The organism is Nitrosomonadales bacterium, assembly GCA_016716325.1.
Lineage (GTDB): Bacteria > Pseudomonadota > Gammaproteobacteria > Burkholderiales > Gallionellaceae > Gallionella.
In genome coordinates this window covers 425,513-450,041 of the sequence record JADJWO010000001.1, presented here as the reverse complement: position 1 = coordinate 450,041, position 24,529 = coordinate 425,513, and the positions used below count along the sequence as shown (strand labels likewise).

Sequence of the window (24,529 nt, the reverse complement as noted above, 5' to 3'; positions counted from 1 at the left end):
ATGTCTTGTTGTGATGCGGATGCTTGAATTCCATCAGGCCGTCCCCATCTGGCCTCCCAGTTAACGAATTAAGGTTATTGCCATGATTGAACAGGATTCTCCAGGCATCACGACTGCCGATTTGCACCCGCTATTGCCATTGCGAGACGTGGTGGTGTTTCCGCACATGGTCATCCCGTTGTTTGTCGGTCGTGCCAAATCCATCAAGGCGCTGGAGACCGCCATGGAAGCCGGCAAGGGTATCGTTCTGGTGGCGCAAAAATCGGCCGCCAAGGATGAGCCGGGCACGGACGATCTGTACACTATCGGCAGCATGGCCAATATCCTGCAAATGCTCAAATTGCCCGACGGTACGGTCAAGGTGCTGGTGGAGGGTACGCAGCGTGTCAACGTATTGCGCGTGTTCGATGCCGAAAGCCATTTCAATTCCGAGGTGCAGGTCGTGCCTGTCGAGGATGGATCGGACAGTGAGTCCGAGGCGATGCGCCGCGCGCTCATTGCTCAGTTCGACCAGTATGTAAAACTCAACAAGAAAATCCCCCCGGAAATCCTGACTTCGCTGGCTGGCATCGATGATGGCGGGCGTCTGGCCGATACGATTGCAGCGCATCTGCCGCTCAAGCTGGAGCAGAAGCAGGAAGTGCTGGAGATTTTTGGCGTCCGTAAACGCTTGGAACATTTGCTTGGCTTGCTGGAGGCGGAGATCGATATCCTTCAGGTGGAAAAGCGCATCCGTGGCCGGGTCAAACGCCAGATGGAAAAAAGCCAGCGCGAGTACTATCTGAACGAGCAGGTGAAAGCGATCCAGAAAGAGTTGGGAGAGGGCGAAGAGGGTGCCGACCTTGATGAAGTCGAAAAGAAGATCAAGGCCGCCCATATGCCGAAAGAGGCACGTGCCAAGGCAGAAGCCGAATTGAAGAAGCTGCGCATGATGTCGCCGATGTCGGCCGAAGCAACGGTGGTGCGTAACTATATCGATGTCTTGGTAGGTTTGCCGTGGAAGAAAAGAACCAAGATCAGTGCCGATCTGAAACAGGCCGAGGTGGTGTTGGAAGAGGATCATTACGGCCTGGATAAGGTCAAGGAACGTATCCTCGAATATCTGGCTGTACAACAGCGCGTCGACAAGCTGAAGGCACCGATCCTGTGTCTGGTGGGCCCGCCTGGTGTGGGCAAGACTTCGCTGGGGCGATCCATCGCGCGTGCCACCAACCGGAAGTTCGTGCGCATGTCGCTGGGGGGGGTGCGCGACGAGTCCGAAATTCGTGGCCATCGTCGCACTTACATTGGCTCCATGCCGGGCAAGATCTTGCAGAACATGAGCAAGATTGGTGTCAAGAATCCGCTGTTCCTGCTCGATGAAGTGGACAAGATCGGTATGGATATGCGCGGCGACCCTTCGTCTGCCTTACTGGAGGTGCTCGATCCGGAACAGAACAGCACGTTCGTCGATCATTATGTCGAGGTGGAATACGATCTTTCGGATGTGATGTTCGTGGCGACGGCGAATACCCTGAACATTCCTGAACCGTTGCTGGATCGCATGGAGATCATCCATGTTTCCAGTTATATGGAAGACGAGAAGATCAATATTGCTACGCGCTATCTGGTGCCCAAGGCCATCAAGAATAACGGTCTGAAGCCGGAAGAGATTCACATCTCCGAAAGCGCATTGCGAGACATTGTGCGTTATTACGTGCGTGAGGCGGGCGTACGTGGGCTGGAGCGCGAGATTTCCAAGGTTTGCCGCAAGGTGGTAAAGGCACTTTCGTTGAAGGAGCGTGACAAGAAGGTCGTCATCAATGCGCGTAATCTTGACAAATATCTCGGGGTGAGGCGCTATTCTTATGGTATTGCAGAAAAGAACAACCAGATCGGGCAGGTGACCGGACTGGCGTGGACGGAAGTTGGCGGTGAGTTGTTGACCATCGAAACGGCGGTGCTGCCAGGCAAGGGCAAGACCACCACGACCGGCAAGCTTGGCGAGGTGATGCAGGAGTCCATCCAGGCCGCTCTCAGTGTAGTACGCAGTCGCGCCAAGCGGCTGGGAATAGACGAGGAGTTCTATCACAAGACCGATCTTCACATCCATTTGCCCGAGGGCGCGATTCCCAAGGATGGGCCGAGCGCGGGGATCGGTATGTGCACGGCGATGGTCTCGGCATTGACCGGTATTCCTGTGCGTGCAGATGTGGCAATGACAGGCGAAATTACATTGCGCGGAGAAGTATTGCCAATCGGCGGGTTGAAAGAAAAACTTCTGGCGGCACAGCGTGGTGGAATCAAGAAGGTATTGATACCCGAAGAAAATACCAAGGATCTGGCGGAGATTCCGGACAATATCAAGAATAAACTGGACATTCACCCAGTGAAGTGGATAGATCAGGTGTTTGAAATGGCGCTGGAACGTAAGCCTGAGCCTTCAGGCGAGTCCGACGGAAAGGCTTCGGTCATCGAATTGGCGGCGGATGCGGGTCAATCTGAGCCGGTTGTTGCAACGAAACATTGAGTTGAAATTGCTATCAGTTCGCATGATGCAACGCAAGCCGAAATATTTTCCAGTAATATCTTGACCAAAGCCGAGAAGCCTTGATATAAAGCCGTTGCAGGGCTTTCCCTGTTTTCGATAACCAATAGCAAAGGGGACATACGTGAATAAATCTGATTTGATTGACGCAATTGCAAAATCCGCTGATATCTCTAAGGCAGCTGCAGGTCGCGCATTGGATGCAACTGTCGAGTCCATCAAGAAGGCTCTCAAGAAGGGTGATACAGTTAGCTTGGTTGGTTTCGGTACTTTCAAGGTTGGCAAGCGCGCCGCACGCACTGGCCGCAATCCTCGCACTGGCGCGACGATCAAGATCAAGGCTGCCAAGGTTCCAAAGTTTTCCGCTGGCAAAGGTTTGAAGGATGCTGTAAACTAGCCGACTTTGTCGGGTGCTTAGCTCAGTTGGTAGAGCGTCGCCCTTACAAGGCGAATGTCGGCGGTTCGACCCCGTCAGCACCCACCAGACGAAATAGTTATTGGAGTGGTAGTTCAGTTGGTTAGAATACCGGCCTGTCACGCCGGGGGTCGCGGGTTCGAGTCCCGTCCACTCCGCCAATATTAGTTAAGCCGTTGAGAAATCAACGGCTTTTCTTTTTTCATATTCTCGAGGCGTGCCATTTTGGCGTCTCAATCCTTTTGGGGATTGAAATGAGATTACTTTCTCATCTAGTCAATAACCGCTTCGGCGTGCTTTATTCCAGGATCTCCATGCAGGGAAGAGAGGCGCTGATTCGGTCAGAATAACTGGCGACCGAAAAACTGGTAGCATGAAACACGAAACTGCCAAGACGAAAAACTGAGTGAAGGTTGCAGATATTTTGATTTGGAATTTATTTTGAATACATATCTTACTTCGAGCAGGAATCCATGGGTTGTTCTGTCCCAGTCAGTCAATGGTGAGAACTTGTTCCCGACGTGGCTGGATTCCCTGGTAGAAGGGCTCGATAATGTACACGAGGCCGTGCTGGTGTTGCGCGAGGAGGATGCTTTTCGTCCCGTCGCCTTGTGGCCTGAAGGGCGGCCCTGTGGCGCGGGTCTAATGGGGCTGTGCGAACGTTCGCTCGATCTTCGCCTGCCGGTAACGCAGTCGTCTGAAGGCCATGCCGCTATGGCAATGCCCATCCATATTGGCGATGAGTTATACGGCGTGGTGGCGCTGGCGTTTGCCGTCGCCGAGGTGCCCAAGGGAGCTTCGGACTGGATCCAGTGGGGCTTTGGCTGGCTGGCGATACGCTCGGCACACGGCGGGGATTCCTCTAGCGAGCAGTTGCGTGAGCGTTTGCTGATATCGCTGGACTTGACCCTGAGCGCACTGGAAGAAAAGATTTTGAGGCCGCCTGCCATGGCGTGGTAACCGATGCGGCGGTGCGCCTGAAGTGCGACCGTGTTTCCATGGTGGCGAGACGCATGGTTGCGTCTTGTGGCTATTCCCATACGGCGGATTTTTCACACCGTCTGGACATGGTGCATGCGCTTGAAGCGGTGATGGATGAGGCTGCGGATCAGGGCGTGAGCTTTTTCATCAGCGGTGAGAAAGGCGGGAACAAGGAAGAAGAAAACTACCTTTGCACCAGGGAGCATGAGCAACTGGTGCGTAATTACGGCAGCGGTGCGTGCTTTCCGTACCGTTCTTCGTCAGCGATGAGCAGTCGGCTATCCGTTTGAGTGGCGGAGCCGCAAGTGGAGCCCTGGAATTGCGGAGGGTTTGCCGCCGATCCTGGGCCGTGTTGCTGGAGAAGCGCGCAACGATCGTTCGCTGTATCAGCGCGAAAGATGCCCCAGGAAGAGGGTGGTTGTTCGACCCTACACGGGGCGCAAACGGCGGCGTCAGTACGGCTGCTGTGGCGTTCTTGGCTTGCGACCGGGGAATCGCGTTTCCCGAAATGTGAAGGCTCCCTCCCATACGACGGTTTTGTCGCCAGTGCCCCATTGCCGTGAACGGCGCTGCAACCCTGAGATCTACGTGGAAGCGTCTGTGGTCGGCCGCAGAGCCGTACCGCAGCGACCTACGTGCCCAGGCGCAGCATAATCGGCGCAGATGCGCCCGCGGCGCAGCCCCGCAGTCCGCAGCGCCTCGCCCGACGCCCGTGTCCCCTCGTGAGCACACGGCGTGGTGACGACGCGACCCGCCCCCCCCCGGCCCATAACGCGGCGTTGAGCAAGGCAGGTCTGGTGACGACGAACAGCGATATTTTGTCGGAACCGTTAATGGCGGACTGGCGGTGACGCAAGCGATCAATCCGGGCGCGGCGAATGTGACTTTACAAACGCGTGGGGTCGGCTCGACACTCAGCCTGGCCGCGAATGTGGCGGCCAATATTCTGACTCTGGATGCCGGGTTGGATATCTCCCAGCCGGCCGGAAGCGTGCCCGCATCCAGCGCGGGAAGTGCTGGCAGCAGGGAACGCCAGCCTGACCAGTAATACCAATGACCTGGTAAATCTGGCGGCGAACGTTACAGGTAATTTCGCTTATTACGATGCGAATGATCTGACCATTGCTGTGGTAGGCGTGACTACGGGTGTAGATGCCGGTACCGTGTGGATACGCGATGGTCGAGACCTGTTCCTGAATGCGCCCGTGATTGGCAGGTCTGCCGGCAATGCCGTCGTGCTGGCCGCCACGCGCCAGTTCTGGAACACCGCCGGAGCAAATGCTGTTTCTGCTCCCGCCGGGCGCTGGCTGATTTACGACGACAATCCGGCTCTTGAGAATCGCCTTGGTGGTTTGACTTACAGCTTCCTGCGTTTGGGTACCACATACGATGGCTATCCACCTGCAAGCGTCAGCGAGAGCGGGAATGGCTACCTGACTACGGCGCAGCAGTACATACCGCTGCAAATGGCCAGGCCGATTGGAGGAGCGCCGACTGTGGCTTCTTCCTCATCCTCCGGCAATTCATCAACCTCGATAATGCTGGCTTCCTTCACCTCGCCTCTTACCTTGAGCGATGTCGGCGGGCAGGTTGCCGGAATGAGAGAGGCGCTCAGTGTGTCTGTAAACGATGTCGTGATTGACTTGCCCGGTTCCACGACTGCGACTTCGTCGGCATTGACGCCACTGGTGGTTCAAGTTACGCCAGAGCGTTCCTTCGAGAGTTCTTTTGCTTCCTTTGTCCGGCAAGAACAGATGGTGGTGGACTTGGGGATGGATGATGGCGCGCCGATGCCATCCTGGCTGAAGCTGGATGCAGACAAGAAGTCGGTCCGCGGAGTGATGCCTGCAGGAATCGGGGATGGGGTACAGGTTCTGGTAACGTTGCGGAATTCCAGCACTGGGGAAGAAGGCAAGTTGCTCCTGAAAATTATTCAGCGTAATTGATGACAATGAAAAAAAATCGTGTCGTAAACCGTTTTACAGGATGCACTCTGGTGTTGGCTCTTGCCATGGTCTTTCCGGCATGGGGGGGTGATTTCGATACATTCAGACTGGAAACCCGTGGCGATGACGAGGTCCTGCGTTTGATGCTGGACGTGAAGGCCGGAGTGCTCCATGACGCCAGATTCGATGCCAGCGGCAAGGGATTCGTCATAGACCTCAAGAGTTCGGATCGGGAACAACTGGAAAAAATACTGCGTGAGCATCCTCCCGCGCATCCACTGGTGAAAGGCATCAGGATGAGGCCGCATGGAGATACGGCGACTTATCTGACGGTTGATCTTGCTAAACCCATGGATGTGCTGGATGAGACGGTGGTGGCGACTGGCGATGACATGTCGCAATGGGAAATCGTGATGTCGCCACACTCGGAGGCGCCGGCACCGGGGTTACCGGACGGCGTGGCGGTGATCGAAGCCAAGGAAGAGGAAGGATTGGTAGACCTGGCTTTCCTCAGCAAACAGAAGCTCGACACCGAAGTCTCGGTGAAACATGACCCGGAATCCGTGGTGATAGATATCCGTGGCATGAACCCCAAACAGGTGGAACAGGCTGTGGCAGAGTTTGTGAGCTTTACACCTCTGGTGACGCGGGCGCGCCTGAGCAAGGCGGGCAGGAACGTTGCGCGGGTGGTATTTGATCTGGCCGAGGAAGTTTCAGTGGTTGCCCAAAGTGCGGAGGGAGGTACGGGGGGCGAGAACTTGTGGGTGACCATAGGCACGCGGCGGCAAGTGGCGGCATACAAACAGGCGAAGGAAGCGGCCATGGCCGGTTTGCCTTCCGATCTCGATCTTAGGTTGAGAAAGGAAGTGCTTGAACTCAGCGGCAGCATTCCTCCCTTCGCGCTCAATCCGGTTGCACTGGACAAGGCTACGACAGGTCAAGAGGAGTCGGGATTGGCGGGCCTCGTCCACAAGGCAGTACGGGTTGCTGGCGTTATTCGATCGAGCTGTGGAGGCCGATCCCAAGTACTTGGCAGCGAAGGCGGAATACAAGGCCAACCTGGAGGCATCCCCGCAGGCCATAGCCGCTTACCTGCCAACCGCAACCTATGATTACCAAAGATCGAGTGCGCAGCAGAACGTGAAGCAGTCCTCCAATCCGGTCTATGCCCTGGGAAAACAGTCCTACTCTTCAGTGACCCACACGCTGACTATCACTCAGCCGATCATCAAGCCACAGGCTTTTGCCAAGATCAGCCAGGCAAAAGTGTCGGAGGAACAGGCTAAAGTGAACCTGCTGGCGGCCGAGCAGGATCTGATCGTGCGTTTGTCCAGCGCGTACCTAGGGTTGGCCGCAGCCCGCGACAGTCTGACCTTGTCCAAGGCCGAGCGCGAAACGATTGCGAAGCAACATGAATTGGCTCAGGCGCGCCTGAAGAACGGTATGGGTACGCTTGTAGATGTGAGCGATACTGCGGGGCGTCTGGCGTTGTCCGAAGCCAAGGAAATAGACGCGCAGAACAAGCTTGACGATGCGCGACTGGCGATCAAGGAGATCGTCGGATTTGAAGCTGAGGCATTGCCCAGATTCCGGACAAATTTTGATGCCCGGCCGCCGTTGCCGGCAAAGGTGGAATCGTGGGTGGTTGCGGCACTGGATCAGAATCTGGCGTTGCAGTCACGCGCCATGGCAGTGGAGATAGCGGCTATCGAAATAAACGGCCAGCGTGCGGGGTACTTGCCGACACTTAATCTGGTGGGAACTTCCACAGCACAGGATTCGGGAGGCTCCCTGTATGGGGGGGGCAGCAAGGTCAATACAAACGATATCTCGTTCAAGTTGAATTTCCCGCTGTTTGAGGGAGGAGAACCAACTCTCTGGTGCGGGAAGCGGTTGCGCGCAAAGAAAAGAGTGAGCAGGAGCGCAATCAGGAATACCGGCATACCGAACGTCTGGCGCGCTCGTCCTTCCTGAATGTGACGGCTGGCGCAAAGAGCATAGAGGCCTTGAGAAAAATGGTGATCGCACAGGAAAGCGTGCTGCAGAGCAAGGTCAAGGGATTTCATTACGGGATTTACACGATAGTTGCGGTAGTGGATGCCTATCGTTTGTACTATGCCGCGAAGCGGGATTATTTCCAGGTGCGTTACGACTATCTCGCGAACCGTCTGAAACTCAAGCAGGCGGTCGGAGCGTTGAGCCGCAAGGATCTCGAAGATATCAACCGGCTTTTCTACTAATCTTTCCCCGGTAATATATAATGCGCGTGTTGCAGCTTGGCGGTGCGCAAATTTTGTGAGACTTTGAGCAAAGTAAACAAAATCAGCTCTGGTTTTCAAACAGTTTTGCTTGGTAGGTGGAGTGTCCTTGCGCTCCGCCAAACAAAGGCGAACGAAAGTTCGCCTTTTTTATCTGTTGTTTCTTGAATAATTTCAGGTGTCATCGTTATGTTCGATTTTGTCCATGAGAAAAAGCGGCTGGTGCAGATAGTTCTGGCGGTAATCATCCTCCCGTTTGCATTCTGGGGCGTGGATTCATACAACAAATCCAGCAATGCAGTCGTAGAAGCTGCCAATGTGAACGGTTCGAAAATCACCCTGCAGGAATTTGAAACTGCGTTGCGGCAGCAGCAAAACAATTTGCGCCAGATGTTGGGGCCGAATTTCGACGCGAAGATGCTCGACAATCCGGAAATAAAGACAGCCGTTCTGGATAATCTGGTCGCGCAACGTTTGCTGGTTGAGCGTGCCAAGGCTGCCGGCTTGACGGTGACCGATGACCAGGTGGCGCAGGTGATTGGCAGTATAGAAGCATTTCAGGAGAACGGAAGCTTCGACAATAAGCGCTATGAATCCGCTCTGGCCGAGCAGTCTATGTCGCCCCTGATGTTCGAGGCTCGCTTGCGTGATGATCTGCTCGCTCAGCAGGTGCGCGGCGCCTACTTGCAAAATGGTTTTGCTTCAAATGCCGTGGCGGATAATCTCGCACGGTTGAACGAACAACGACGCCTGATCAGTGTGGCATACATATCCTTGCAGCCTTTTATGGCGCAGGCAAAGGTGGATGAGGCTGCACTGAAGAAATATTACGAGTCGAATCCGAAAAAGTTTCAACTGCAAGAGCAGGCCAGGGTCGAGTATGTGAAGTTCTCAATGCCTGATTTGATGGCGAAAGTTGATGTCAGCGCCGAAGATGCGCGCAAATACTACGCTGAACATCAAAGCGATTTTGGCAGCGCTGAGCAGCGTCAGGCTGCACATATCCTGATTGCCGTACCGCTTGCCGCCGCCCAAGCTGAACAGGACGTAGCAAAAGCCAATGCCGAGAAACTGCTGCAACAAGTCAGGCAGGCTCCGGACAAGTTTGCCGATCTGGCCAAGCAACATTCTCAGGATCCTGGCTCGGCGGGCAACGGTGGTGACCTTGGGTTTTTCGGACGCGGTATGATGGTCAAGCAATTTGACGAGGCTGTCTTTGCGCTTAAGCAAGGCGAGATCAGCGGTCTGGTCAGATCGGACTTCGGTTATCACATTGTCAAGTTGATTGCAGTGCGCCCATCGCGTGCGTTGCCATTTGACGAGGTGCGTGAAAGTATCGTGAATAAATTGCGCCAGCAAAAAGGGGCGACAAGTTCGCAGAATTGGCGGAAGCCTTCAGCAATACCGTTTATGAGCAAAGCGACACATTGAAACCTGCTGCGGAGCTTGTCGGTGCAGATATCATGCAAAGCGGCTGGCTGGCGAGCGGTATGGCAGGCGAGGAGCCTTGGACAGAGAAGATGTTGCAGGCGATTTTCAGCGAAGATGTGCTGAAGCATGAGCGTAATACAGCGGCTATCGAGGTGTCTCCGGATACGCTGGTTGCAGCGAGGATACTTGAATATAAACCAGCTACTGTGCGCGCCTTCGCTGAAGTGCGGGATACGATCCATCAGGAGCTGTTGCGTCAGCAGGCAATCGAGCTTGCCGGCAAGCAGGGCAAGGCCGTTCTGGAGCAATTGCAACACGGAGAACAAACTGCATTAGACTGGAGCAAAGCGCAGGAAATTACGCGCGCACAACACGGCGACCTGGATGTTGATCTGGTACGGCAGATATTCCAGGCCAACGCAGCCAAACTTCCCGGGTTTGTCGGGGCGGAAGCAGCGCAGGGCGGTTATCTGCTGGTGCGTATTGCGGCTGTCAAGGACGGGGAGAAGCCCGATGAATTGAAGCGCAGCCGTTACGTGCAGCAATTGCGCCAGATGACCGGAGAAGAGATGTTCCGGGCGTACATGGCTGATGTCCGACAGCAGTCGACAATCAAGACGAATCTTCCCGAGACAGTGACGGACGTGGAACCCTGAACTTCCCGTTTTCCCGGGTATGAAAATGACAACGCCACATTTTATGTGGCGTTGTCGATTGCGGCAGTGAACAGGGATTGCTATGTTGCTTGCTTGCAGTGATTCTCGACAAGCTGCTTTGCGATGATGTCGTGATTCAGCCAGATGACCGGGGCCGCAGGTTCGGAAGTTTCATAGAACATTAATGGTCCCGTTCCTTCCAGCACCAGAGCACTCAGAAGATCGGTCACCAGAACCTTGCGGTCCTTGTGCATCTGGGTGATCCCGTCCGAGGTGCCTATCATCAGATCGGCCAACTCCCTGTTGTTGTCCATCGGCCAAGCCTCGAAATTGCGGAAGCCTGTCATGACATCGCTTGCATTGTAGGCATCGATCTTTTGCAGCAGACCCTCCAGCGTAGAGCTTTCCTGCAGCAGTTCTCGGCAAGTCTGCCATTGCGTTTCGGCCCATTCTCCGCCATTTTCGCGCTTCAATGCATTGAGTAGCGGAAACAATGAAAGCTCCACACCGACGAATATGTCGGAAGAGTTGGTGCGTATTTCCGGGCAGTTATATACCGTTGCCCTGATGCCGTTAGCCCAGGCAGCCTCTGCGATACGTTCGAGAAGCATCTTGGCGTAGCCTTGGGTGTAGTTGGTGTAGGTCTGCCACTGGTAGCCGCCATCGATCAGTATTTCGGTGCCATGGTAACCATACGCCGTGTAGCGTACCTGACCGCCGGTTTTTTCCAGCCGCGTCCGTATTGCGGAACTACCCTCGATCAAATGCTGGAAGGTATTGGCGGTAACCTCGTCGAAGTTCATCAGGATCAGCTTGCCGAGGTCACTGTCCAGCAAGGCTCGCGAAGACATGAAGCGATCTCCCTGGCCCTTATAGATGCGGTTTGCGATGGCCAGAAACACCTTTACCTTGGGGATGCCGCCTGCCATGGTGTGGGCGAAGAATACATTGCTGCCGTCCGCAATCATGCCGTCCAGCTCGGCCATCACCTTTGCGACAGAATCCTTGAAGCGTTTCACGCCGGCTTCGCGACACTTTTCGATATGTTGCCAGTCGAGTTTGTCCTCCTGCCAGCTTTTCAGGGTCATGTTGCCAAGCAGATCGGTGGGAGTGGCTTCGCCTGCAGGCGCATCCAGATCGAATCCTGCCATCAGCGGGACATTGATGATGCGCCCGCCGAGATTGGTTTCGGCCAAAGCCAGTTCTTCGCCGGTCAGCGGACGCAAGGCGTTGTTCTCGTCGCGTCGACCTACGGTTATGCCGATGAGTGTCATGCCCGACTTGCGGGCTTCGTCAACCAGGCCATTGGCATACCCCCGGCCGAACAACTCGCCAAAAAGTACAAAAACATCACCCTTCCGAAAAATATTTTTCTTCGGGATATCCCTTAACGAAACTCGTGAAGTCATAAAACCAGCCTTTCAGCTTTAACGAACAATTAAAAAGTATTCCGCTAATGATAGCCTGATTTGGCTTCTAACCAAACTGAATGAGAACTCATGCTGGCGCGGATGGGTCGAAAACGGTAATGTCGATCGCACTTCCAGTAATTTCCCGATCGTTCCAAAAGCTTGCTGATGGTGTGGGAATCGGGCCGCGCGGTAGGCTTTTCCGGGAGCCATCGTATATAATCCCGCGCTGTGAAATAACCGGGTTATCCCTCCATGCTGGAAATCAGCAATCTTGCCTGCAGTCGTGGCGATCACCGCCTGTTTTCCGGATTAAGCTTTACGCTTCATCCCGGGCAGATCATGCAAGTGCAGGGTGCGAACGGCAGCGGCAAGACCAGTTTGCTGCGCACGTTGTGCGGCTTCATGACGCCGGATGAGGGGGATATTGTCTGGGATGGCGAGAATATCCGTGAGCTGGATGAGGATTATTACGCGCAAATGCTGTACCTCGGGCACCTGAATGCCATCAAGGATGAATTGAGCGCGCTGGAGAACTTGCATATTTCGGCTGGACTATCCGGCATCGAGCTTGATGAAAGAGAAGTGATCACTGCTTTGCGCCGCATGGGTTTGCGCGGTCGTGAAATGTTGCCTACCAAGGTGCTTTCGCAAGGCCAGAGACGGCGCGTTGCGCTGGCGCGCTTGCTGGTGAGCGATGCCCGACTGTGGGTGCTGGATGAACCATTGGCCGCACTGGATGTCGGAGCAGTGTCCTTGATCCAGGAATTGATCGCGGAGCACCTGACTGGCCACGGGATGGTGATTTTTACTACCCATCAGCCCTTGCAGGTGGCGGGAATGGATATGCGCAGTCTGTCGCTGTCATGAGGATGCGCAGCATGGAAGTCATGGCGGCATGAAAAAATCGACGATGCTCGGCCTGTTGGTGTTGGTGGTACGCCGCGATCTGGTACTGGCGATGCGCCGCCGCGCAGATGTGCTTACCACGCTGATCTTCTTCGTGATGGTGGTCAGCCTGTTTCCGCTGGGTGTCGGGCCGGAGATGGAGATGCTGCGCAAAATGGCTCCCGGTGTGTTGTGGGTCGCTGCACTGCTATCTTCGATGTTGTCGCTGGGGCGGCTGTTTTCTGCCGACTATCTTGACGGCACGCTGGAACAGATGATGCTGGCGCCGCAGTCGCTATCGATGCTGGTGTTGGGCAAGATAACCGCGCACTGGATGGTGTCCGGCCTGCCGCTGGTGCTGATGGCTCCGGTGCTGGGACTGCAGTTCGATATGTCGGCGCAGGCAATTGGTGTGCTGATCGTCGGGTTGTTATTGGGGACACCGATCCTCAGCATGATCGGCGCGATCGGCGCAGCCCTGACGTTGGGTTTGCGCGGCGGCGGCGTACTGTTATCGCTGCTGGTGTTGCCGCTGTGCATTCCGGTGCTGATCTTTGGCACCGGAGCGGTTGAGGCGGTTTCAAGCGGACTGAACACGACGCCGCACCTGTCCTTGTTGGGTGCGTTACTGGTATTGGCGCTGGTATTCACCCCTTGGGTGAGTGCGCAGGCGTTGCGAATTTCGATGGAGTAATGACTTTGGCAATAAACTGGTTCAAATATTCAGCACCTACGACCTTTTACGGCTTGGCCGGAAAAATGATTCCGTGGTTCGCGGTTTCTGCTGCGATTCTGTCTGCGGTTGGCCTGTATATCGGTTTTGCGGTCGCGCCGACGGATTATCAGCAAGGCGAGTTTTACCGCATCATCTTCATCCACGTTCCTGCGTCCATCCTGTCCATGTTCCTGTACTTGATCATGGCGGGCTACGCCGCACTGGGGCTGATCTTCAATACCCGCTTGTCGGCGATGATGGCAACCGCGATCGCGCCGACCGGTGCGCTGTTCGCCTTCATCTCGCTGTGGACCGGTGCGTTGTGGGGCAAGCCGATGTGGGGTGCATGGTGGGTGTGGGATGCGCGCCTGACGTCCGAACTGATCCTGTTGTTCCTGTATCTGGGGTTCATTTCGCTGCACGCCTCCATCGATGATCCGCGCCGCGCCGACCGGGCCGCTGCGCTGCTGGCCATCGTGGGTTCGGTGAATGTGCCGATCATTTATTTTTCGGTGAAGTGGTGGAATACCCTGCATCAGGGATCGACCATCAAATTCAGCGGAACGAGCATGCATATCGCGATGCAACAGGCAATGTTCATCATGCTCGCAGCATGCTGGCTGTATGCCATTGCGGTGGTGCTGGCGCGAGTGCGCAGTATCATTCTCGAGCGTGAGAGGCATACCAAATGGATTTCGGAATTGCCGGAGGTGCGGTCATGAATCTGGATATCTGGATGAGAGAAAACCCGCTTGCCTATGTCTGGCTGGGCTCGTATGCCGTTGCACTGCTTGTTTTCGCGGTCGAGATCGCGCTGGTCATGCATAAGAGAAAAATAACCCTGCAACAGGCGCGCCTGTTGCGTGATGCAGAAGAATCGGAAGAGGATTGATTGAATGAAACCGCGTCAGAAAAGATTCGTATACATCGTTGTCGCCGTTGCTGCCATAGGTGTGGCGGTGGGTCTGGTATTGAATGCGCTCAAGGATAATGTCAGCCTGTATTTCACGCCGACCCAGATATTCAACAAGGAAGCGCCGCAAGGGCGCAGCTTCCGTATCGGCGGACTGGTCGAGGAAGGCAGCGTTAAACGCCAGACGGACGGTTTGACGGTGCATTTCGTGATCACCGATACGGCAAAGAGCATCCCGGTCGTTTACAAGGGCATCCTGCCTGACCTGTTCAAGGAAGGTAAAGGCGTGGTCGCTCAGGGCAAGGTGGAAGCGGATGGCGTGATGCATGCAGACGAGGTGTTGGCCAAGCATGATGAGAATTACATGCCGCCGGAAGCTGCCGATGCACTGGAAAAGGCTGAAAGCGCCAATGCCGCCGCGGCAAGCGCCGCGCCTTCTGCTGCACAATAACCAGGAAAGTCTCCCCATGATTCCAGAGCTAGGCCATTTTTCCCTGATCGTCGCATTGTGTCTGGCGCTGATCCTCGGCGTCCTGCCGTTACTCGGTGCCGCGCGCAACAACCCGGTGTTGATGGGGACCGCACGTCCGCTGGCATACGGGCAGATGGTGTTCATCGGTCTGGCGTTCGCCGCACTGGCGCAGGCGTTCCTCGGCAACGATTTTTCTGTGCTGTACGTTGCGCAGCATTCCAATTCCCAATTGCCGACCGAGTATCGTTTTTCTGCAATCTGGGGCGGACATGAAGGTTCGCTGTTGTTGTGGGCGTTGCTGCTGTCCGTGTGGACTGCGGCGGTTGCCACATTCAGCAAGCATCTGCCAGAAGAAATGGTGGCGCGCGTGCTGGGCGTGATGGGATTGATCTCGGTCGGTTTCCTGATGTTCATGCTGTTCACTTCCAGCCCGTTCGAGCGCCTGTTGCCGGCTGCGACCGATGGCCGCGACCTGAATCCGCTGTTGCAGGATCCCGGTCTGGTGATCCATCCGCCGATGTTGTACATGGGGTACGTCGGGTTCTCGGTCGCGTTCGCGTTCGCCATCTCCGCCCTGCTGGGCGGCAAACTGGATGCGACCTGGGCGCGCTGGTCTCGTCCCTGGACGACGGTGGCATGGGTGTTCATGACGCTGGGTATCGCGCTCGGCAGCTGGTGGGCCTATTACGAACTGGGCTGGGGTGGCTGGTGGTTCTGGGATCCGGTCGAGAACGCGTCGTTCATGCCTTGGCTGCTGGGTACCGCGCTGATCCATTCGCTGGCTGTGACTGAAAAGCGCGGCGCATTCAAGAGCTGGACGGTGCTGCTTGCCATTGCGGCGTTTTCATTCAGCTTGCTCGGCACTTTCCTGGTGCGCTCCGGCGTGCTGACTTCGGTGCATTCATTCGCCGCCGATCCCAAGCGCGGCGTCTTCATCCTGAGCTTCCTGGTCTTGGTGGTGGGCGCATCGCTGCTGCTGTTCGCCTGGCGCGCACCAAAGGTCGGTTTGGGCGGTCAGTTCGACGCGCTGTCTCGCGAATCGTTGCTGCTGGCCAATAACGTGCTGCTGTCAGTGGCTGCCGCTTCCGTGTTCATCGGCACCCTGTATCCGCTGTTCATGGATGCGCTGGGCTACGGAAAGCTGTCGGTAGGCGCGCCGTATTTCGAAGCCGTGTTCGTGCCGCTGATGATGCCGATGATATTCATGATGGGGCTGGGCCCGCTGGCGCGCTGGAAAAAGATGGCCGTGCCCGATCTGGCGCGGCGCGTACGCTGGGCTTTCGGTAGCGCGCTGGTACTGGCTTTGCTGCTGCCATTGACGATGGGCAGTTTCCTGTCGCTGGAGTCGGGGAAATGGTCGTTCATGATCGCGGCCGGTTTGCTGATGGCTTTCTGGATCATTGCGACACTGGTGGTCAGCCTGAACCAGCGCTGGGCGGGGCAGGGTTCCTTCATGCAACGCGTGCGTCAGCAGAGCCTGAGCTACTACGGCATGCAGCTGGCACATCTGGGTGTGGCATTGTTCATCATCGGCGTGACCTTGGTGAAGGGCTATGAGACCGAGCGCGATGTACGCATGAATATCGGCGATACCGTCCATGCAGGTGGCTATGAGTTCCGTTTCAATGGCGTGACGGAAACGGAAGGCCCGAACTATATCGCCGGAGTGGGGCGTGTGACGGTACACAAGGACGGCGACCTGGTCGGTGAACTGGCTCCCGAGAAACGCCAATACAATGTATCGGGCATGCCATTGACCGAAGCGTCCATCCAGACCGGTTTTTTCCGCGATCTGTATGTATCGCTGGGCGAGCCGATCCCGGAATCGGAGGGTGCGTGGGCCGTGCGGGTCTACATCAAACCTTTTGTGGACTGGATCTGGGCGGGTTGCCTGTTCATGGCGCTGGGTGGGGTGTTGGCGGTCAGCGACCGGCGTTACCGCATCCATCGGAAAGCGGATGCCAGGGCGAAACTTGACCATCCTTCCCTACCGGGTGCTATCAGCAATCCGCAAGGACAGACATCATGATGCGTTTCATACTTCCGTTGGCCATATTCCTGGTCGTCTCGGTCTTCCTGTATATGGGACTGGGCCGCGATACGCGCGAAGTGCCTTCGCCACTGGTCGGCAAGTCGGCCCCCGCTTTCGTGCTGCCGATGCTGCATGAGCCGGACAAGCAGTTCTCGCCGAAAGAGATGCAGGGCAAAGTGTGGCTGTTGAATGTATGGGCATCCTGGTGCGGTGCCTGCAAGGACGAACATCCCTTGCTGATGCAGTTGTCTCGCCGGAATATCGTGCCCATCATCGGACTGGACTACAAGGACAAGCCTGAGGACGGCAAGGCCGTGCTGCGCAGGGCGGGCGATCCCTATACCCTGAGTATCGTCGATCTGGATGGCAAGGTTGGCTTCGATTACGGCGTATACGGCGTGCCCGAGACCTATGTCATCGACAAGCAGGGCATCATCCGCTACAAACTGATCGGCGCTGTCACGTCGCAAAACCTGCAGGAAACCATCCTGCCTCTCGTCGCGGAGTTGCAAGCCAAATGAAATACCTTTCAATAGTGCTGTTATGCCTGTTGCCGGCCTGGTCTTTTGCCGGTGAGGCGAAAGACATCGCCGATGATCCCGTTATGGAAGCCCGCATGATCAAACTGGCGGAAAAGGTGCGCTGCCTGGTCTGCCAGAGCGAACCAGTATCCACCTCGCATGCCGACTGGTCGAACGACGTGCGCGCCATCATGCGCGAAAAGATGAAGGCCGGCGCGACCGACCAGGAAATCCTGGATATGCTGGTCGAGCGCTTCGGCAAGTCGGTGCTGTTCGATCCGCCGGTCGACAAGGAAACCATTCCCTTGTGGTCGGCCCCGTTCGTCCTGTTGCTGGCGGGCAGCGCAGTCCTGATCCATCAATTGCGTAAACGCCGGGGGCTGGTTGCGGAAGCCGAGTTGTCTGCACAAGACGAACAGCGTGCCGCAGAATTACTGGACGAAGCCCCGGCGGAAAAACAGACAACTGCCTCACCAACTCAGGCGAAAGACTCCCAAGCATGACCTTATTCTGGATAATCTGTGCGGCGATACTGGCTGCGGCATTGCCGTTCGTGGTGTGGCCGCTGTTGCGCAAATCGGCCGTGAACAACGATGTGCTGCGCGATGCAGCCAATCTCGAGATCCTGCGCGACCAGTCGGCGGAACTCGAGAGGGACTTGCAGAATCGCCTGTTGACCCCGGATGCTTTCGAGCAAGGGAAACGCGAATTACAGGTGCGTCTGCTGGAAGAGGTCAGGACAACGGAAGCACCCGCAACGCAGGTTCGCAGTCCCGCAAGGATACTGGCTGTCGTCCTGTCGGTGGTGGTTTCGCTGGGCAGCGTGTTGCTCTATTTGCAGATCGGCAACAGCCGCGCGCTGCAGCCGGAACCGCAACAGACCGAAAGTGCGGACGGGTTCGGCCTGCTTCGTTCGGAAACGGCGCTGCAGGAACTGGAAGCCAGGCTGGTGAAGATACCGGAGAACCCGGATGGCTGGGTGACGCTGGCGCGTTCCTACGTCGAATTGCAGCGCTATGCCGATGCGGTGCGCGCCTATGGCGAACTGGTCAAACTGGTGCCGAACGAGTCGCAGATATGGACGAGTTACGCCGATGCGATGGCGATGAACAACAACCAGTCCTTGCTGGGTGAACCGACCAAATTTCTCGACAAGGCGCTTGAGCTGGATCCGGAAAATCCAACGGCGTTGGCATTGTCCGGGTCGGCCGGGATGGAGCGCGGTGATTACGTTGCGGCGATCACCCACTGGCAAAAGCTGGTCAGCCTGCTGCCGCCCGATTATCCCGAGATACAGATGATCCATGGCGGCATCGACCAGGCGCGGCTATTCCTGTCGATGCAGAAGGGCGGCAAGGAAAAGCTGGCCAAGCTGTCTTCCCCCGATGCGCCCGCGAAGCCGGCGGCTGATCCGGCCATGGCGATCACCGGCAAGGTATCGCTGAGCCCGGCGCTAATCGGCAAAGTTTCACCGGACGATTTCGTGTTCATCCTGGCGCGCGCGGCCGAAGGCCCGAGGATGCCGCTTGCCGTGATCCGCAAGCAGGTCAGGGATCTGCCGATGGACTTTGTGCTCGACGACAGCCTGGCCATGCAACCGCAGATGAAGCTGTCCGGTTACGAGCAGGTCGTCGTTATGGCGCGTGTTTCCAAATCGGGCAGTCCGATGTCGCAGCCGGGCGATCTGGAAGGCACGGCTGGAGTAGTCAAACCGGGCAAAAATGGACTGGACATCGTAATCGATTCGGTCGTGAAATAACGCTTCGCACTCCATCGGCGCGGCATCCGGTTGCAAAGCCGGATGCCGTTTCATTTTGAAGGCTGAACTGCGACGCGTATTCAATTGACAGCCGGTACAGTGCGACATAGCATTCGTGGCGATACATGGCATGAATGGAAACGGTCGTGTCGTTTGCCATGTGGCGCAACGCCGCAATTCAACCCGCTATCTCAACCAGAACAGAACGATGAACGTATCGGTCACGTCGCGTTCCACCGCAACTCAGACAGCCGCAGATATCCGTCCCGGCGCGACATCGCGCGAACTGCACTGCACGGGCGCGTGGTTGTTGCGTTCGGCAGCACGGACCGAAATCCGCATCAAGGCCTGTCTGGAGGATCTGGCGGTGGGCGAAGGCGAGGTGCGGATCGATGCGCACGCCATCAGCGCACTGGACACATCGGGCGCATGGCTGCTGTGTCGCATCCGGCGCGATCTGGAACTTGGCGGGTACACCGTGATCTTCATCGGGCTGAAACCGGAATTCGAGGCACTGCTTCGCCTGATCGCCGCGCGCACCATACAGACCGGTAGCGCAACCTCGCCTGCGATCGGTGCGCTGACGCGTTTCGGCAGCAATGCCTGGCAGGGGGTGCTCGGCGCCTTCGGGCTGTTGTCCTTCCTCGGCGAAAGTACGATCGCGCTGCTGCGTGCCCTGATGCAGCCGCGCCGCATCCGCTGGCGATCCATCCTGTACAACCTGCAGAACACCGGTGTTGCGGCATTGCCTATCACCGGCCTGCTCTCTTTCCTGCTCGGCATCGTCATCGCCTATCAGGGCGCGGAACAACTGCGCCGCGTCGGGGCCAATATCTATATTGCCGACCTGGTCGGCCTTTCGATGGTGCGCGAACTGTCGCCGCTGATCACCGCCATCATCATCGCCGGTCGTTCCGGTTCGGCCTATGCGGCGCAGATCGGCACCATGAAGGTGACCGAAGAGATCGATGCGCTGCGTACCATCGGCATCGGGCCGTTCGACCTGCTGGTATTGCCCAAGGTACTCGCACTGGTGATCGCATTGCCGCTGCTCACCGTTTATACCGACATCATGGGCATATTCGGCGGCATGGTCATGGCGCGTGCCCAACTCGATGTGGGTTTCACCACCTTCATCGAGCGTCTCAATGAGGCGATCAGCCTGAAATCTTTCCTCATCGGCGTCGGCAAGGCCCCGGTATTCGCGATGATCATCGCACTGGTCGGCTGCTATCAAGGGTTCCAGGTAAGCGGTAGCGCAGAAAGCGTCGGACACCGGACCACGGTCAGCGTGGTGCAGTCGATCTTCCTGGTGATCCTGGTGGATGCGCTGTTTTCCATCATCTTCAGCTGGCTGAAACTATGAGTGCCGCAGTGGATAACGTGGTGAGCTACGCGGAGCAACCGGGCCCGGATGCGGATGTCATCGAGATACGCGGCCTGAACACATGCTTCGGCGATGCGGTGGTGCATCGGAACGTGAGCCTTTCGGTGCACCGCGGCGAAATATTCGCGCTGGTCGGCGGCAGCGGTTGCGGAAAATCCACCATGCTGCGCGAGATCATCATGCTGCAGCAACCGGTATCGGGTTCGATCCGTGTGTTCGGGCAGGAAGTGATCGGATTGTCCGATGAACAGGCGTTGCCGCTGAGACGGCGCTGGGGAATGATGTTCGAGCGCGGCGCACTGTTCAGTTCGATCACCGTGACGGAGAATGTCGCCATGGTGATCCGGGAACATACCAGGCTCGGCGCGGTGCTGGCCAACGAGATTGCCGCCCTGAAGATCGCGCTCGCCGGACTTCCGGCCGATGCCGGTGCAAAATATCCGAGCGAACTTTCCGGCGGCATGCGCAAGCGCGCGGCACTGGCGCGGGCGCTGGCACTGGATCCGGAACTGCTGTTCCTGGACGAACCGACAGCCGGCCTTGACCCGTTGAGTGCCTGCGGCATCGACGAACTGGTACGTCATCTGCGTGATGCGCTCGGACTCACCATCATGATGGTCACGCATGACCTTGACCTGTTGTGGCGCGCGGCGGATCGCGTCGCGGTACTGGGGGACGGGCACATTCTCGGCGAGGGTTCGATGCAGCAACTGGCGCGCTCGGAGGATGCGATGATACGGGAATATTTTTACGGCCCGCGCGGTCGCGGGGCAATGGAGCAGGCATGGAATCGAAAGTGAGTTTCGCGGCGGTCGGGGTGTTCGTGCTGCTGCTCGGCGCCGCATTGATCGGCAGCGTGCTGTGGCTCTCCAGCAGCGAGTCCTACGGCAAAACCTACGATACCTATCTGGTTTACATGAGCGAATCGGTATCGGGGCTGAACCTGGATTCACCGGTGCGCTATCGCGGCGTGCAGGTCGGCAGGGTACGCCACATCGCGCTTGCGCCGGACAATATCGAACAGGTGCAACTCACGCTGGATATCGAACGCGGTACACCGGTGAAAGTGGATACCGTGGCCATGCTGCAGGTGCAGGGACTTACCGGGATCGCCCATATCAATCTTGTCGGCGGCAGCCGCGATTCGCTTTCGCTGAAGCCGGGGCCGGACAGAAAATATCCGGTGATCAGCACCGGACCGTCGCTGATGATGCGCCTGGATAGCGCGGTGACCACACTGCTCGGCAATCTCAACCGCAGCAGCGAAAACGTCAATGCGCTGCTGGACGAACAGAACCGTGTCGCGCTGCGCCATACGCTGGCCAATCTGGAGCGGTTGTCGAATACGCTTGCGAATGCAGAATTGCCGCAACTGCTGCGCCGCCTCCAGCACAGTGCCGATGCATTCGACCGGATGGCCAAAGAGGTCGAACGTGCCGGGGCCAGTACCGCGAACACTGCCGAAAGCGTGCGCGCCGAAGCCTTGCCGGAAGCGCGTCAGGCGATCGCCGAACTGCGCGAGCTGACTGCATCATTGCGCCGTTTCAGCGAGGAACTCGAACGCAATCCCGGCATGCTGTTGCAGGGGCAGCCCGGCATACCGCCGGGACCGGGTGAATGACACCAGAATGGAGCCGATAAATGAAACCGGATGATATGGCCTGGTACACACGTTTTGCAGCGATGATCCCGACCGCAACGATGCTGGCGCTGCTTGCCGGCTGTTCATCGCTATTGCCCCCTCCGCCGCCCCCTGCAAGCATCTATCTGCTCGATATTCCAGCGCTTGCCGACCTGCCGCGTTCCGTGTCTTCGCCCAAGCGCGACATTGTGCTTGAGGTCGCCGCACCCAAGGCGCGTGCCGGTTTTGATACAGCCCGGATGGTATGGGTGCGACGGACGCACGGGCTCGAGGTCTATTCGAGCAACCGCTGGGCGGATGCGCCGGCACGCATGCTTGCACCTCTGCTGGTTCAGGCACTGGGACGTTCCGGAACATTCCGCGCGGTCGTGTCGTCGCCTTCAGGCGCATCGGCCTCGCTGCGACTGGATACCGAACTCATCCGCCTGCAACAGGACTTTGGTACACAACCGAGCAAGGTGCGCTTCACGCTCGGTGCGCAACTGGTGGACATCGGCGATCGGCGCGTCATTGCCACGGCTGAATTCGACGAGGTCGAGGACTGTGTGAGCGAGGATGCTTACGGCGGTGTACTTGCTGCCAACCGTGCGCTGGAACGGCTGCTGGCGAGAATCTCCGACTTTTGCGCTGAACATGTGCGCTGAGATCCATGGGGATTGTGTTGTTACGTCCGGGAAAGAAAAAGGGCCAGCGGTTGAACGCTAGCCCTTGGATATCCTGGCTCCCCGACCTGGACTCGAACCAGGGACCTGCGGATTAACAGTCCGTCGCTCTACCGACTGAGCTATCAGGGAATTGAGAGGTGCGCATGATAGTGATATTGACCCGTCCGGTCAACCTCAAATTGGGTCTTTTATGAAGTTGCTGAAGCGTTCGATCATTGCATTGTTTGTCCTGCTGATACTGGCAGGAGTGGCGGTTTACCTGATTCCGCTGGACGCTTACGTGCCGCAGATCGAGCGGAGTCTGGGCGAACAATTGCATACGCCGGTCAGCATCCGGCATGCGCGCGTTGCGGCGCTGCCTTTGCCGCATCTGGAGTTGCAGGGGGTGCGCCTGGGCGAACGGGAAGGGATTGCCGCACAGTCGGTCGAGGTGGAACTGGATATGCGCGGCCTGCTGGAAGGCAAGGTGGTACTGCGGCGCATTGCGGTAAAAGAGGGTACGGCACATCTGGCGCAGGTTCGCCAGCTGGTGGAAGGGTTCAGCAACCAGTCTGATGCTGCGCAAGTCGTGACCGTGCGCGAGTTGCAATTGTCCGGCATGAGCCTGCTGGTCACGCCGGAGCTGACGATTGGGCCGCTGGAGGGGAAGCTCGAATTCGAGCAGAACGGACAACTGGAGCGCGTCTGGTTCGCGATGGACGAACAAAAGGCGATGCTTGTACTGCAACCGCTTCCGGAAAGACGCTTTTCGCTGTTGATGCAGGCACGCGGCTGGATGTTGCCGCAACTCCGGAAATTTCCGCTGGACGATTTGCAAATCGAGGGAGTGCTGAGCGAACAGGATTTCACCGCACGGAAATTTGTCGTTGCAACGCGAGGCATTCGCGCAGAAGGGGATGGCAAGGTCGAGTTCTCGGACGGGTGGCGCTTGCAAACGAAACTGGCTCGGGTCGATACAACGCTGGAACGGGCGATGGCCCTGCTGGAAAAGCAGATCGAACTGACCGGCCCGTTGTCTGTGACGGGAACGCTCAGCAGCAAGGCAGACACCGCGCGTGCGCTCCAGGATCATTTCCGCTTTGACGGGAAAGTGCGTATCGGCAATGCCACGGCACGTATCGTCGCGAATGCACAATCTCCGTTGCGGTTCAAGGAGATCAGGTCGCTGGTTTCGGTGCGTCCGGAACGTCTGGAGATGCGCGACCTGAAGGTGAAGCTTTATGGTGGGGAGCTTTCCGGCACGGTGAGCATCAATCGCAGCGATACCCTGCTGGATGCGGAAATCGCCGTGTCAAATGTTGCCATGCAACCACTGGTCGAAGCTTTGACCAATGAGGTTCTGTTTACCGGGAATATGGATAGCAAAGCGAAATTTTCCATGAGACTGGACGCCTTCGAGCGGTTTCCCGAAAACATGAAGTTGGCCGGCGAGTTCCACCTGCGTAACGGCATGCTGAGCAAGGTGGATCTGGTGCAGGCGGCAAGCAGTTCCGGAACGGCCAACGCCAAGGGAGGAAAAACCGGTTTCGACGACTTGAGCGGCTTGCTCAATATCGATGCGGGTGGTTATCATTTCAGGCGTTTGAAAATCTCCTCCGGATCGCTGAGCGCCGAGGGCAAGATCGACATCAGTCCGTCGTTGCAGCTCAACGGAATGCTGGACACCGACGTCAAGGGGACGATAGGACTGGTCAGCATGCCGATGGTGGTTGCGGGTACGCTGGATGATCCGGTCGTCCGGCCCAGCGGATCGGCCATGGCAGGTGCGGCAGTAGGGACCGCGTTGCTCGGACCGGGGATCGGGACAGCGGTGGGGATCAAGGTCGGTGGGTTTTTGAACAAGCTGTTCGGCAAAAACGATGACAAGAAGGGCGAAGGGAAAACTCCGGTCAAGCCACCGGAAAAAAAGTGA

Annotated in this window: 23 protein-coding genes, 3 tRNA genes and 1 pseudogene; 25 read left to right on the top strand and 2 right to left on the bottom strand. The window is 57.2% G+C overall.

The window, feature by feature from the left end; all coding sequences use genetic code 11:
- Window positions 1-82: 82 nt before the first annotated feature.
- The 11 genes and pseudogenes from lon (at window position 83) to IPM27_02055 (ending at window position 10,214) form a co-directional block, all read left to right on the top strand.
- Window positions 83-2,509 carry an endopeptidase La gene (lon, locus tag IPM27_02105; protein ID MBK9160354.1) on the top strand — a complete coding sequence of 809 codons (2,427 nt, stop codon included), beginning with the start codon at window positions 83-85 and terminating at the stop codon, window positions 2,507-2,509.
- A 142-nt stretch (window positions 2,510-2,651) separates the two neighbouring features.
- The gene (locus IPM27_02100; GenBank protein MBK9160353.1) at window positions 2,652-2,924 is read left to right on the top strand and encodes an HU family DNA-binding protein; all 273 of its coding nucleotides are present in this window, start codon (window positions 2,652-2,654) and stop codon (window positions 2,922-2,924) included.
- A gap of 11 nt (window positions 2,925-2,935) precedes the next feature.
- Window positions 2,936-3,011 (top strand) — tRNA-Val (locus IPM27_02095).
- A gap of 15 nt (window positions 3,012-3,026) precedes the next feature.
- Window positions 3,027-3,103, top strand: a tRNA-Asp gene (locus IPM27_02090).
- A 349-nt stretch (window positions 3,104-3,452) separates the two neighbouring features.
- A complete protein-coding gene (locus IPM27_02085) occupies window positions 3,453-3,902 on the top strand; it encodes a hypothetical protein (GenBank protein MBK9160352.1) in 450 nt (149 codons plus the stop codon).
- A 53-nt stretch (window positions 3,903-3,955) separates the two neighbouring features.
- Window positions 3,956-4,213 carry a hypothetical protein gene (locus IPM27_02080; GenBank protein ID MBK9160351.1) on the top strand — a complete coding sequence of 86 codons (258 nt, stop codon included), beginning with the start codon at window positions 3,956-3,958 and terminating at the stop codon, window positions 4,211-4,213.
- Window positions 4,214-4,936: 723 nt separating this feature from the next.
- Window positions 4,937-5,869: a hypothetical protein gene (locus IPM27_02075; protein MBK9160350.1), complete on the top strand. Its 933-nt coding sequence runs from the start codon at window positions 4,937-4,939 to the stop codon at window positions 5,867-5,869.
- The gene (locus IPM27_02070) at window positions 5,869-6,981 is read left to right on the top strand and encodes an AMIN domain-containing protein (GenBank protein MBK9160349.1); all 1,113 of its coding nucleotides are present in this window, start codon (window positions 5,869-5,871) and stop codon (window positions 6,979-6,981) included. Before IPM27_02075 ends, IPM27_02070 begins: the two co-directional genes overlap by 1 nt.
- Window positions 6,899-7,843 carry a TolC family protein gene (locus IPM27_02065; GenBank protein MBK9160348.1) on the top strand — a complete coding sequence of 315 codons (945 nt, stop codon included), beginning with the start codon at window positions 6,899-6,901 and terminating at the stop codon, window positions 7,841-7,843. Before IPM27_02070 ends, IPM27_02065 begins: the two co-directional genes overlap by 83 nt.
- On the top strand, window positions 7,750-8,109 hold the full coding sequence (locus tag IPM27_02060; GenBank protein MBK9160347.1) for a TolC family protein: 360 nt from the start codon (window positions 7,750-7,752) through the stop codon (window positions 8,107-8,109). The genes IPM27_02065 and IPM27_02060 overlap by 94 nt, the downstream gene beginning before the upstream one ends.
- A 207-nt stretch (window positions 8,110-8,316) precedes the next feature.
- Window positions 8,317-10,214, top strand: a pseudogene (locus tag IPM27_02055) (SurA N-terminal domain-containing protein).
- Between the two features lie 80 nt (window positions 10,215-10,294).
- Here IPM27_02055 and IPM27_02050 read toward each other — a convergent pair.
- Window positions 10,295-11,623, bottom strand: coding sequence for a hypothetical protein (locus IPM27_02050; protein ID MBK9160346.1), 1,329 nt, complete (start codon window positions 11,621-11,623; stop codon window positions 10,295-10,297).
- Between the two features lie 255 nt (window positions 11,624-11,878).
- Here IPM27_02050 and ccmA point away from each other — a divergent pair, with 255 nt between their 5' ends.
- The 13 genes from ccmA to IPM27_01985 all read left to right on the top strand — a co-directional run bounded on the left by ccmA (window position 11,879) and on the right by IPM27_01985 (window position 22,596).
- Window positions 11,879-12,493, top strand: coding sequence for a cytochrome c biogenesis heme-transporting ATPase CcmA (gene ccmA / locus IPM27_02045; protein MBK9160345.1), 615 nt, complete (start codon window positions 11,879-11,881; stop codon window positions 12,491-12,493).
- 28 nt (window positions 12,494-12,521) lie between these two features.
- Window positions 12,522-13,205 carry a heme exporter protein CcmB gene (gene ccmB / locus IPM27_02040; GenBank protein ID MBK9160344.1) on the top strand — a complete coding sequence of 228 codons (684 nt, stop codon included), beginning with the start codon at window positions 12,522-12,524 and terminating at the stop codon, window positions 13,203-13,205.
- 5 nt (window positions 13,206-13,210) lie between these two features.
- Window positions 13,211-13,948: a cytochrome c biogenesis protein CcsA gene (ccsA, locus tag IPM27_02035; protein MBK9160343.1), complete on the top strand. Its 738-nt coding sequence runs from the start codon at window positions 13,211-13,213 to the stop codon at window positions 13,946-13,948.
- Window positions 13,945-14,118 carry a heme exporter protein CcmD gene (gene ccmD, locus IPM27_02030; protein MBK9160342.1) on the top strand — a complete coding sequence of 58 codons (174 nt, stop codon included), beginning with the start codon at window positions 13,945-13,947 and terminating at the stop codon, window positions 14,116-14,118. The genes ccsA and ccmD overlap by 4 nt, the downstream gene beginning before the upstream one ends.
- A gap of 4 nt (window positions 14,119-14,122) precedes the next feature.
- The gene (ccmE, locus tag IPM27_02025; protein ID MBK9160341.1) at window positions 14,123-14,590 is read left to right on the top strand and encodes a cytochrome c maturation protein CcmE; all 468 of its coding nucleotides are present in this window, start codon (window positions 14,123-14,125) and stop codon (window positions 14,588-14,590) included.
- A gap of 16 nt (window positions 14,591-14,606) precedes the next feature.
- The gene (locus IPM27_02020; GenBank protein ID MBK9160340.1) at window positions 14,607-16,640 is read left to right on the top strand and encodes a heme lyase CcmF/NrfE family subunit; all 2,034 of its coding nucleotides are present in this window, start codon (window positions 14,607-14,609) and stop codon (window positions 16,638-16,640) included.
- Window positions 16,637-17,164, top strand: coding sequence for a DsbE family thiol:disulfide interchange protein (locus IPM27_02015; protein MBK9160339.1), 528 nt, complete (start codon window positions 16,637-16,639; stop codon window positions 17,162-17,164). The genes IPM27_02020 and IPM27_02015 overlap by 4 nt, the downstream gene beginning before the upstream one ends.
- The gene (locus tag IPM27_02010; GenBank protein ID MBK9160338.1) at window positions 17,161-17,667 is read left to right on the top strand and encodes a cytochrome c-type biogenesis protein CcmH; all 507 of its coding nucleotides are present in this window, start codon (window positions 17,161-17,163) and stop codon (window positions 17,665-17,667) included. Before IPM27_02015 ends, IPM27_02010 begins: the two co-directional genes overlap by 4 nt.
- Window positions 17,664-18,923 (top strand): c-type cytochrome biogenesis protein CcmI, encoded by a 1,260-nt coding sequence (ccmI, locus tag IPM27_02005; GenBank protein ID MBK9160337.1) that lies wholly within the window; start codon window positions 17,664-17,666, stop codon window positions 18,921-18,923. The genes IPM27_02010 and ccmI overlap by 4 nt, the downstream gene beginning before the upstream one ends.
- Before the next feature lie 208 nt (window positions 18,924-19,131).
- On the top strand, window positions 19,132-20,289 hold the full coding sequence (locus IPM27_02000; protein MBK9160336.1) for an MlaE family lipid ABC transporter permease subunit: 1,158 nt from the start codon (window positions 19,132-19,134) through the stop codon (window positions 20,287-20,289).
- Window positions 20,286-21,110 carry an ATP-binding cassette domain-containing protein gene (locus IPM27_01995; protein MBK9160335.1) on the top strand — a complete coding sequence of 275 codons (825 nt, stop codon included), beginning with the start codon at window positions 20,286-20,288 and terminating at the stop codon, window positions 21,108-21,110. Before IPM27_02000 ends, IPM27_01995 begins: the two co-directional genes overlap by 4 nt.
- The gene (locus IPM27_01990; GenBank protein ID MBK9160334.1) at window positions 21,095-21,931 is read left to right on the top strand and encodes an MCE family protein; all 837 of its coding nucleotides are present in this window, start codon (window positions 21,095-21,097) and stop codon (window positions 21,929-21,931) included. The genes IPM27_01995 and IPM27_01990 overlap by 16 nt, the downstream gene beginning before the upstream one ends.
- Before the next feature lie 20 nt (window positions 21,932-21,951).
- Window positions 21,952-22,596 carry a membrane integrity-associated transporter subunit PqiC gene (locus IPM27_01985; GenBank protein MBK9160333.1) on the top strand — a complete coding sequence of 215 codons (645 nt, stop codon included), beginning with the start codon at window positions 21,952-21,954 and terminating at the stop codon, window positions 22,594-22,596.
- A 74-nt stretch (window positions 22,597-22,670) separates the two neighbouring features.
- Here IPM27_01985 and IPM27_01980 read toward each other — a convergent pair.
- Window positions 22,671-22,746, bottom strand: a tRNA-Asn gene (locus IPM27_01980).
- A 61-nt stretch (window positions 22,747-22,807) separates the two neighbouring features.
- On the opposite strand from IPM27_01980, the gene IPM27_01975 reads away from it, so the two are divergent.
- On the top strand, window positions 22,808-24,529 hold the full coding sequence (locus tag IPM27_01975) for an AsmA family protein (protein ID MBK9160332.1): 1,722 nt from the start codon (window positions 22,808-22,810) through the stop codon (window positions 24,527-24,529).

Coding starts and splice junctions, on each gene's coding strand:
- lon (MBK9160354.1), top strand. CDS start 83: ATGATTGAACAGGATTCTCCAGGCATCACGACTGCCGATTTGCACCCG.
- IPM27_02080 (MBK9160351.1), top strand. CDS start 3,956: ATGGTTGCGTCTTGTGGCTATTCCCATACGGCGGATTTTTCACACCGT.
- IPM27_02070 (MBK9160349.1), top strand. CDS start 5,869: ATGACAATGAAAAAAAATCGTGTCGTAAACCGTTTTACAGGATGCACT.
- IPM27_02050 (MBK9160346.1), bottom strand. CDS start 11,623: ATGACTTCACGAGTTTCGTTAAGGGATATCCCGAAGAAAAATATTTTT.
- ccmA (MBK9160345.1), top strand. CDS start 11,879: ATGCTGGAAATCAGCAATCTTGCCTGCAGTCGTGGCGATCACCGCCTG.
- ccmB (MBK9160344.1), top strand. CDS start 12,522: ATGAAAAAATCGACGATGCTCGGCCTGTTGGTGTTGGTGGTACGCCGC.
- ccmD (MBK9160342.1), top strand. CDS start 13,945: ATGAATCTGGATATCTGGATGAGAGAAAACCCGCTTGCCTATGTCTGG.
- ccmE (MBK9160341.1), top strand. CDS start 14,123: ATGAAACCGCGTCAGAAAAGATTCGTATACATCGTTGTCGCCGTTGCT.
- IPM27_02020 (MBK9160340.1), top strand. CDS start 14,607: ATGATTCCAGAGCTAGGCCATTTTTCCCTGATCGTCGCATTGTGTCTG.
- IPM27_02015 (MBK9160339.1), top strand. CDS start 16,637: ATGATGCGTTTCATACTTCCGTTGGCCATATTCCTGGTCGTCTCGGTC.
- IPM27_02010 (MBK9160338.1), top strand. CDS start 17,161: ATGAAATACCTTTCAATAGTGCTGTTATGCCTGTTGCCGGCCTGGTCT.
- ccmI (MBK9160337.1), top strand. CDS start 17,664: ATGACCTTATTCTGGATAATCTGTGCGGCGATACTGGCTGCGGCATTG.
- IPM27_02000 (MBK9160336.1), top strand. CDS start 19,132: ATGAACGTATCGGTCACGTCGCGTTCCACCGCAACTCAGACAGCCGCA.
- IPM27_01995 (MBK9160335.1), top strand. CDS start 20,286: ATGAGTGCCGCAGTGGATAACGTGGTGAGCTACGCGGAGCAACCGGGC.
- IPM27_01990 (MBK9160334.1), top strand. CDS start 21,095: ATGGAATCGAAAGTGAGTTTCGCGGCGGTCGGGGTGTTCGTGCTGCTG.
- IPM27_01985 (MBK9160333.1), top strand. CDS start 21,952: ATGAAACCGGATGATATGGCCTGGTACACACGTTTTGCAGCGATGATC.
- IPM27_01975 (MBK9160332.1), top strand. CDS start 22,808: ATGAAGTTGCTGAAGCGTTCGATCATTGCATTGTTTGTCCTGCTGATA.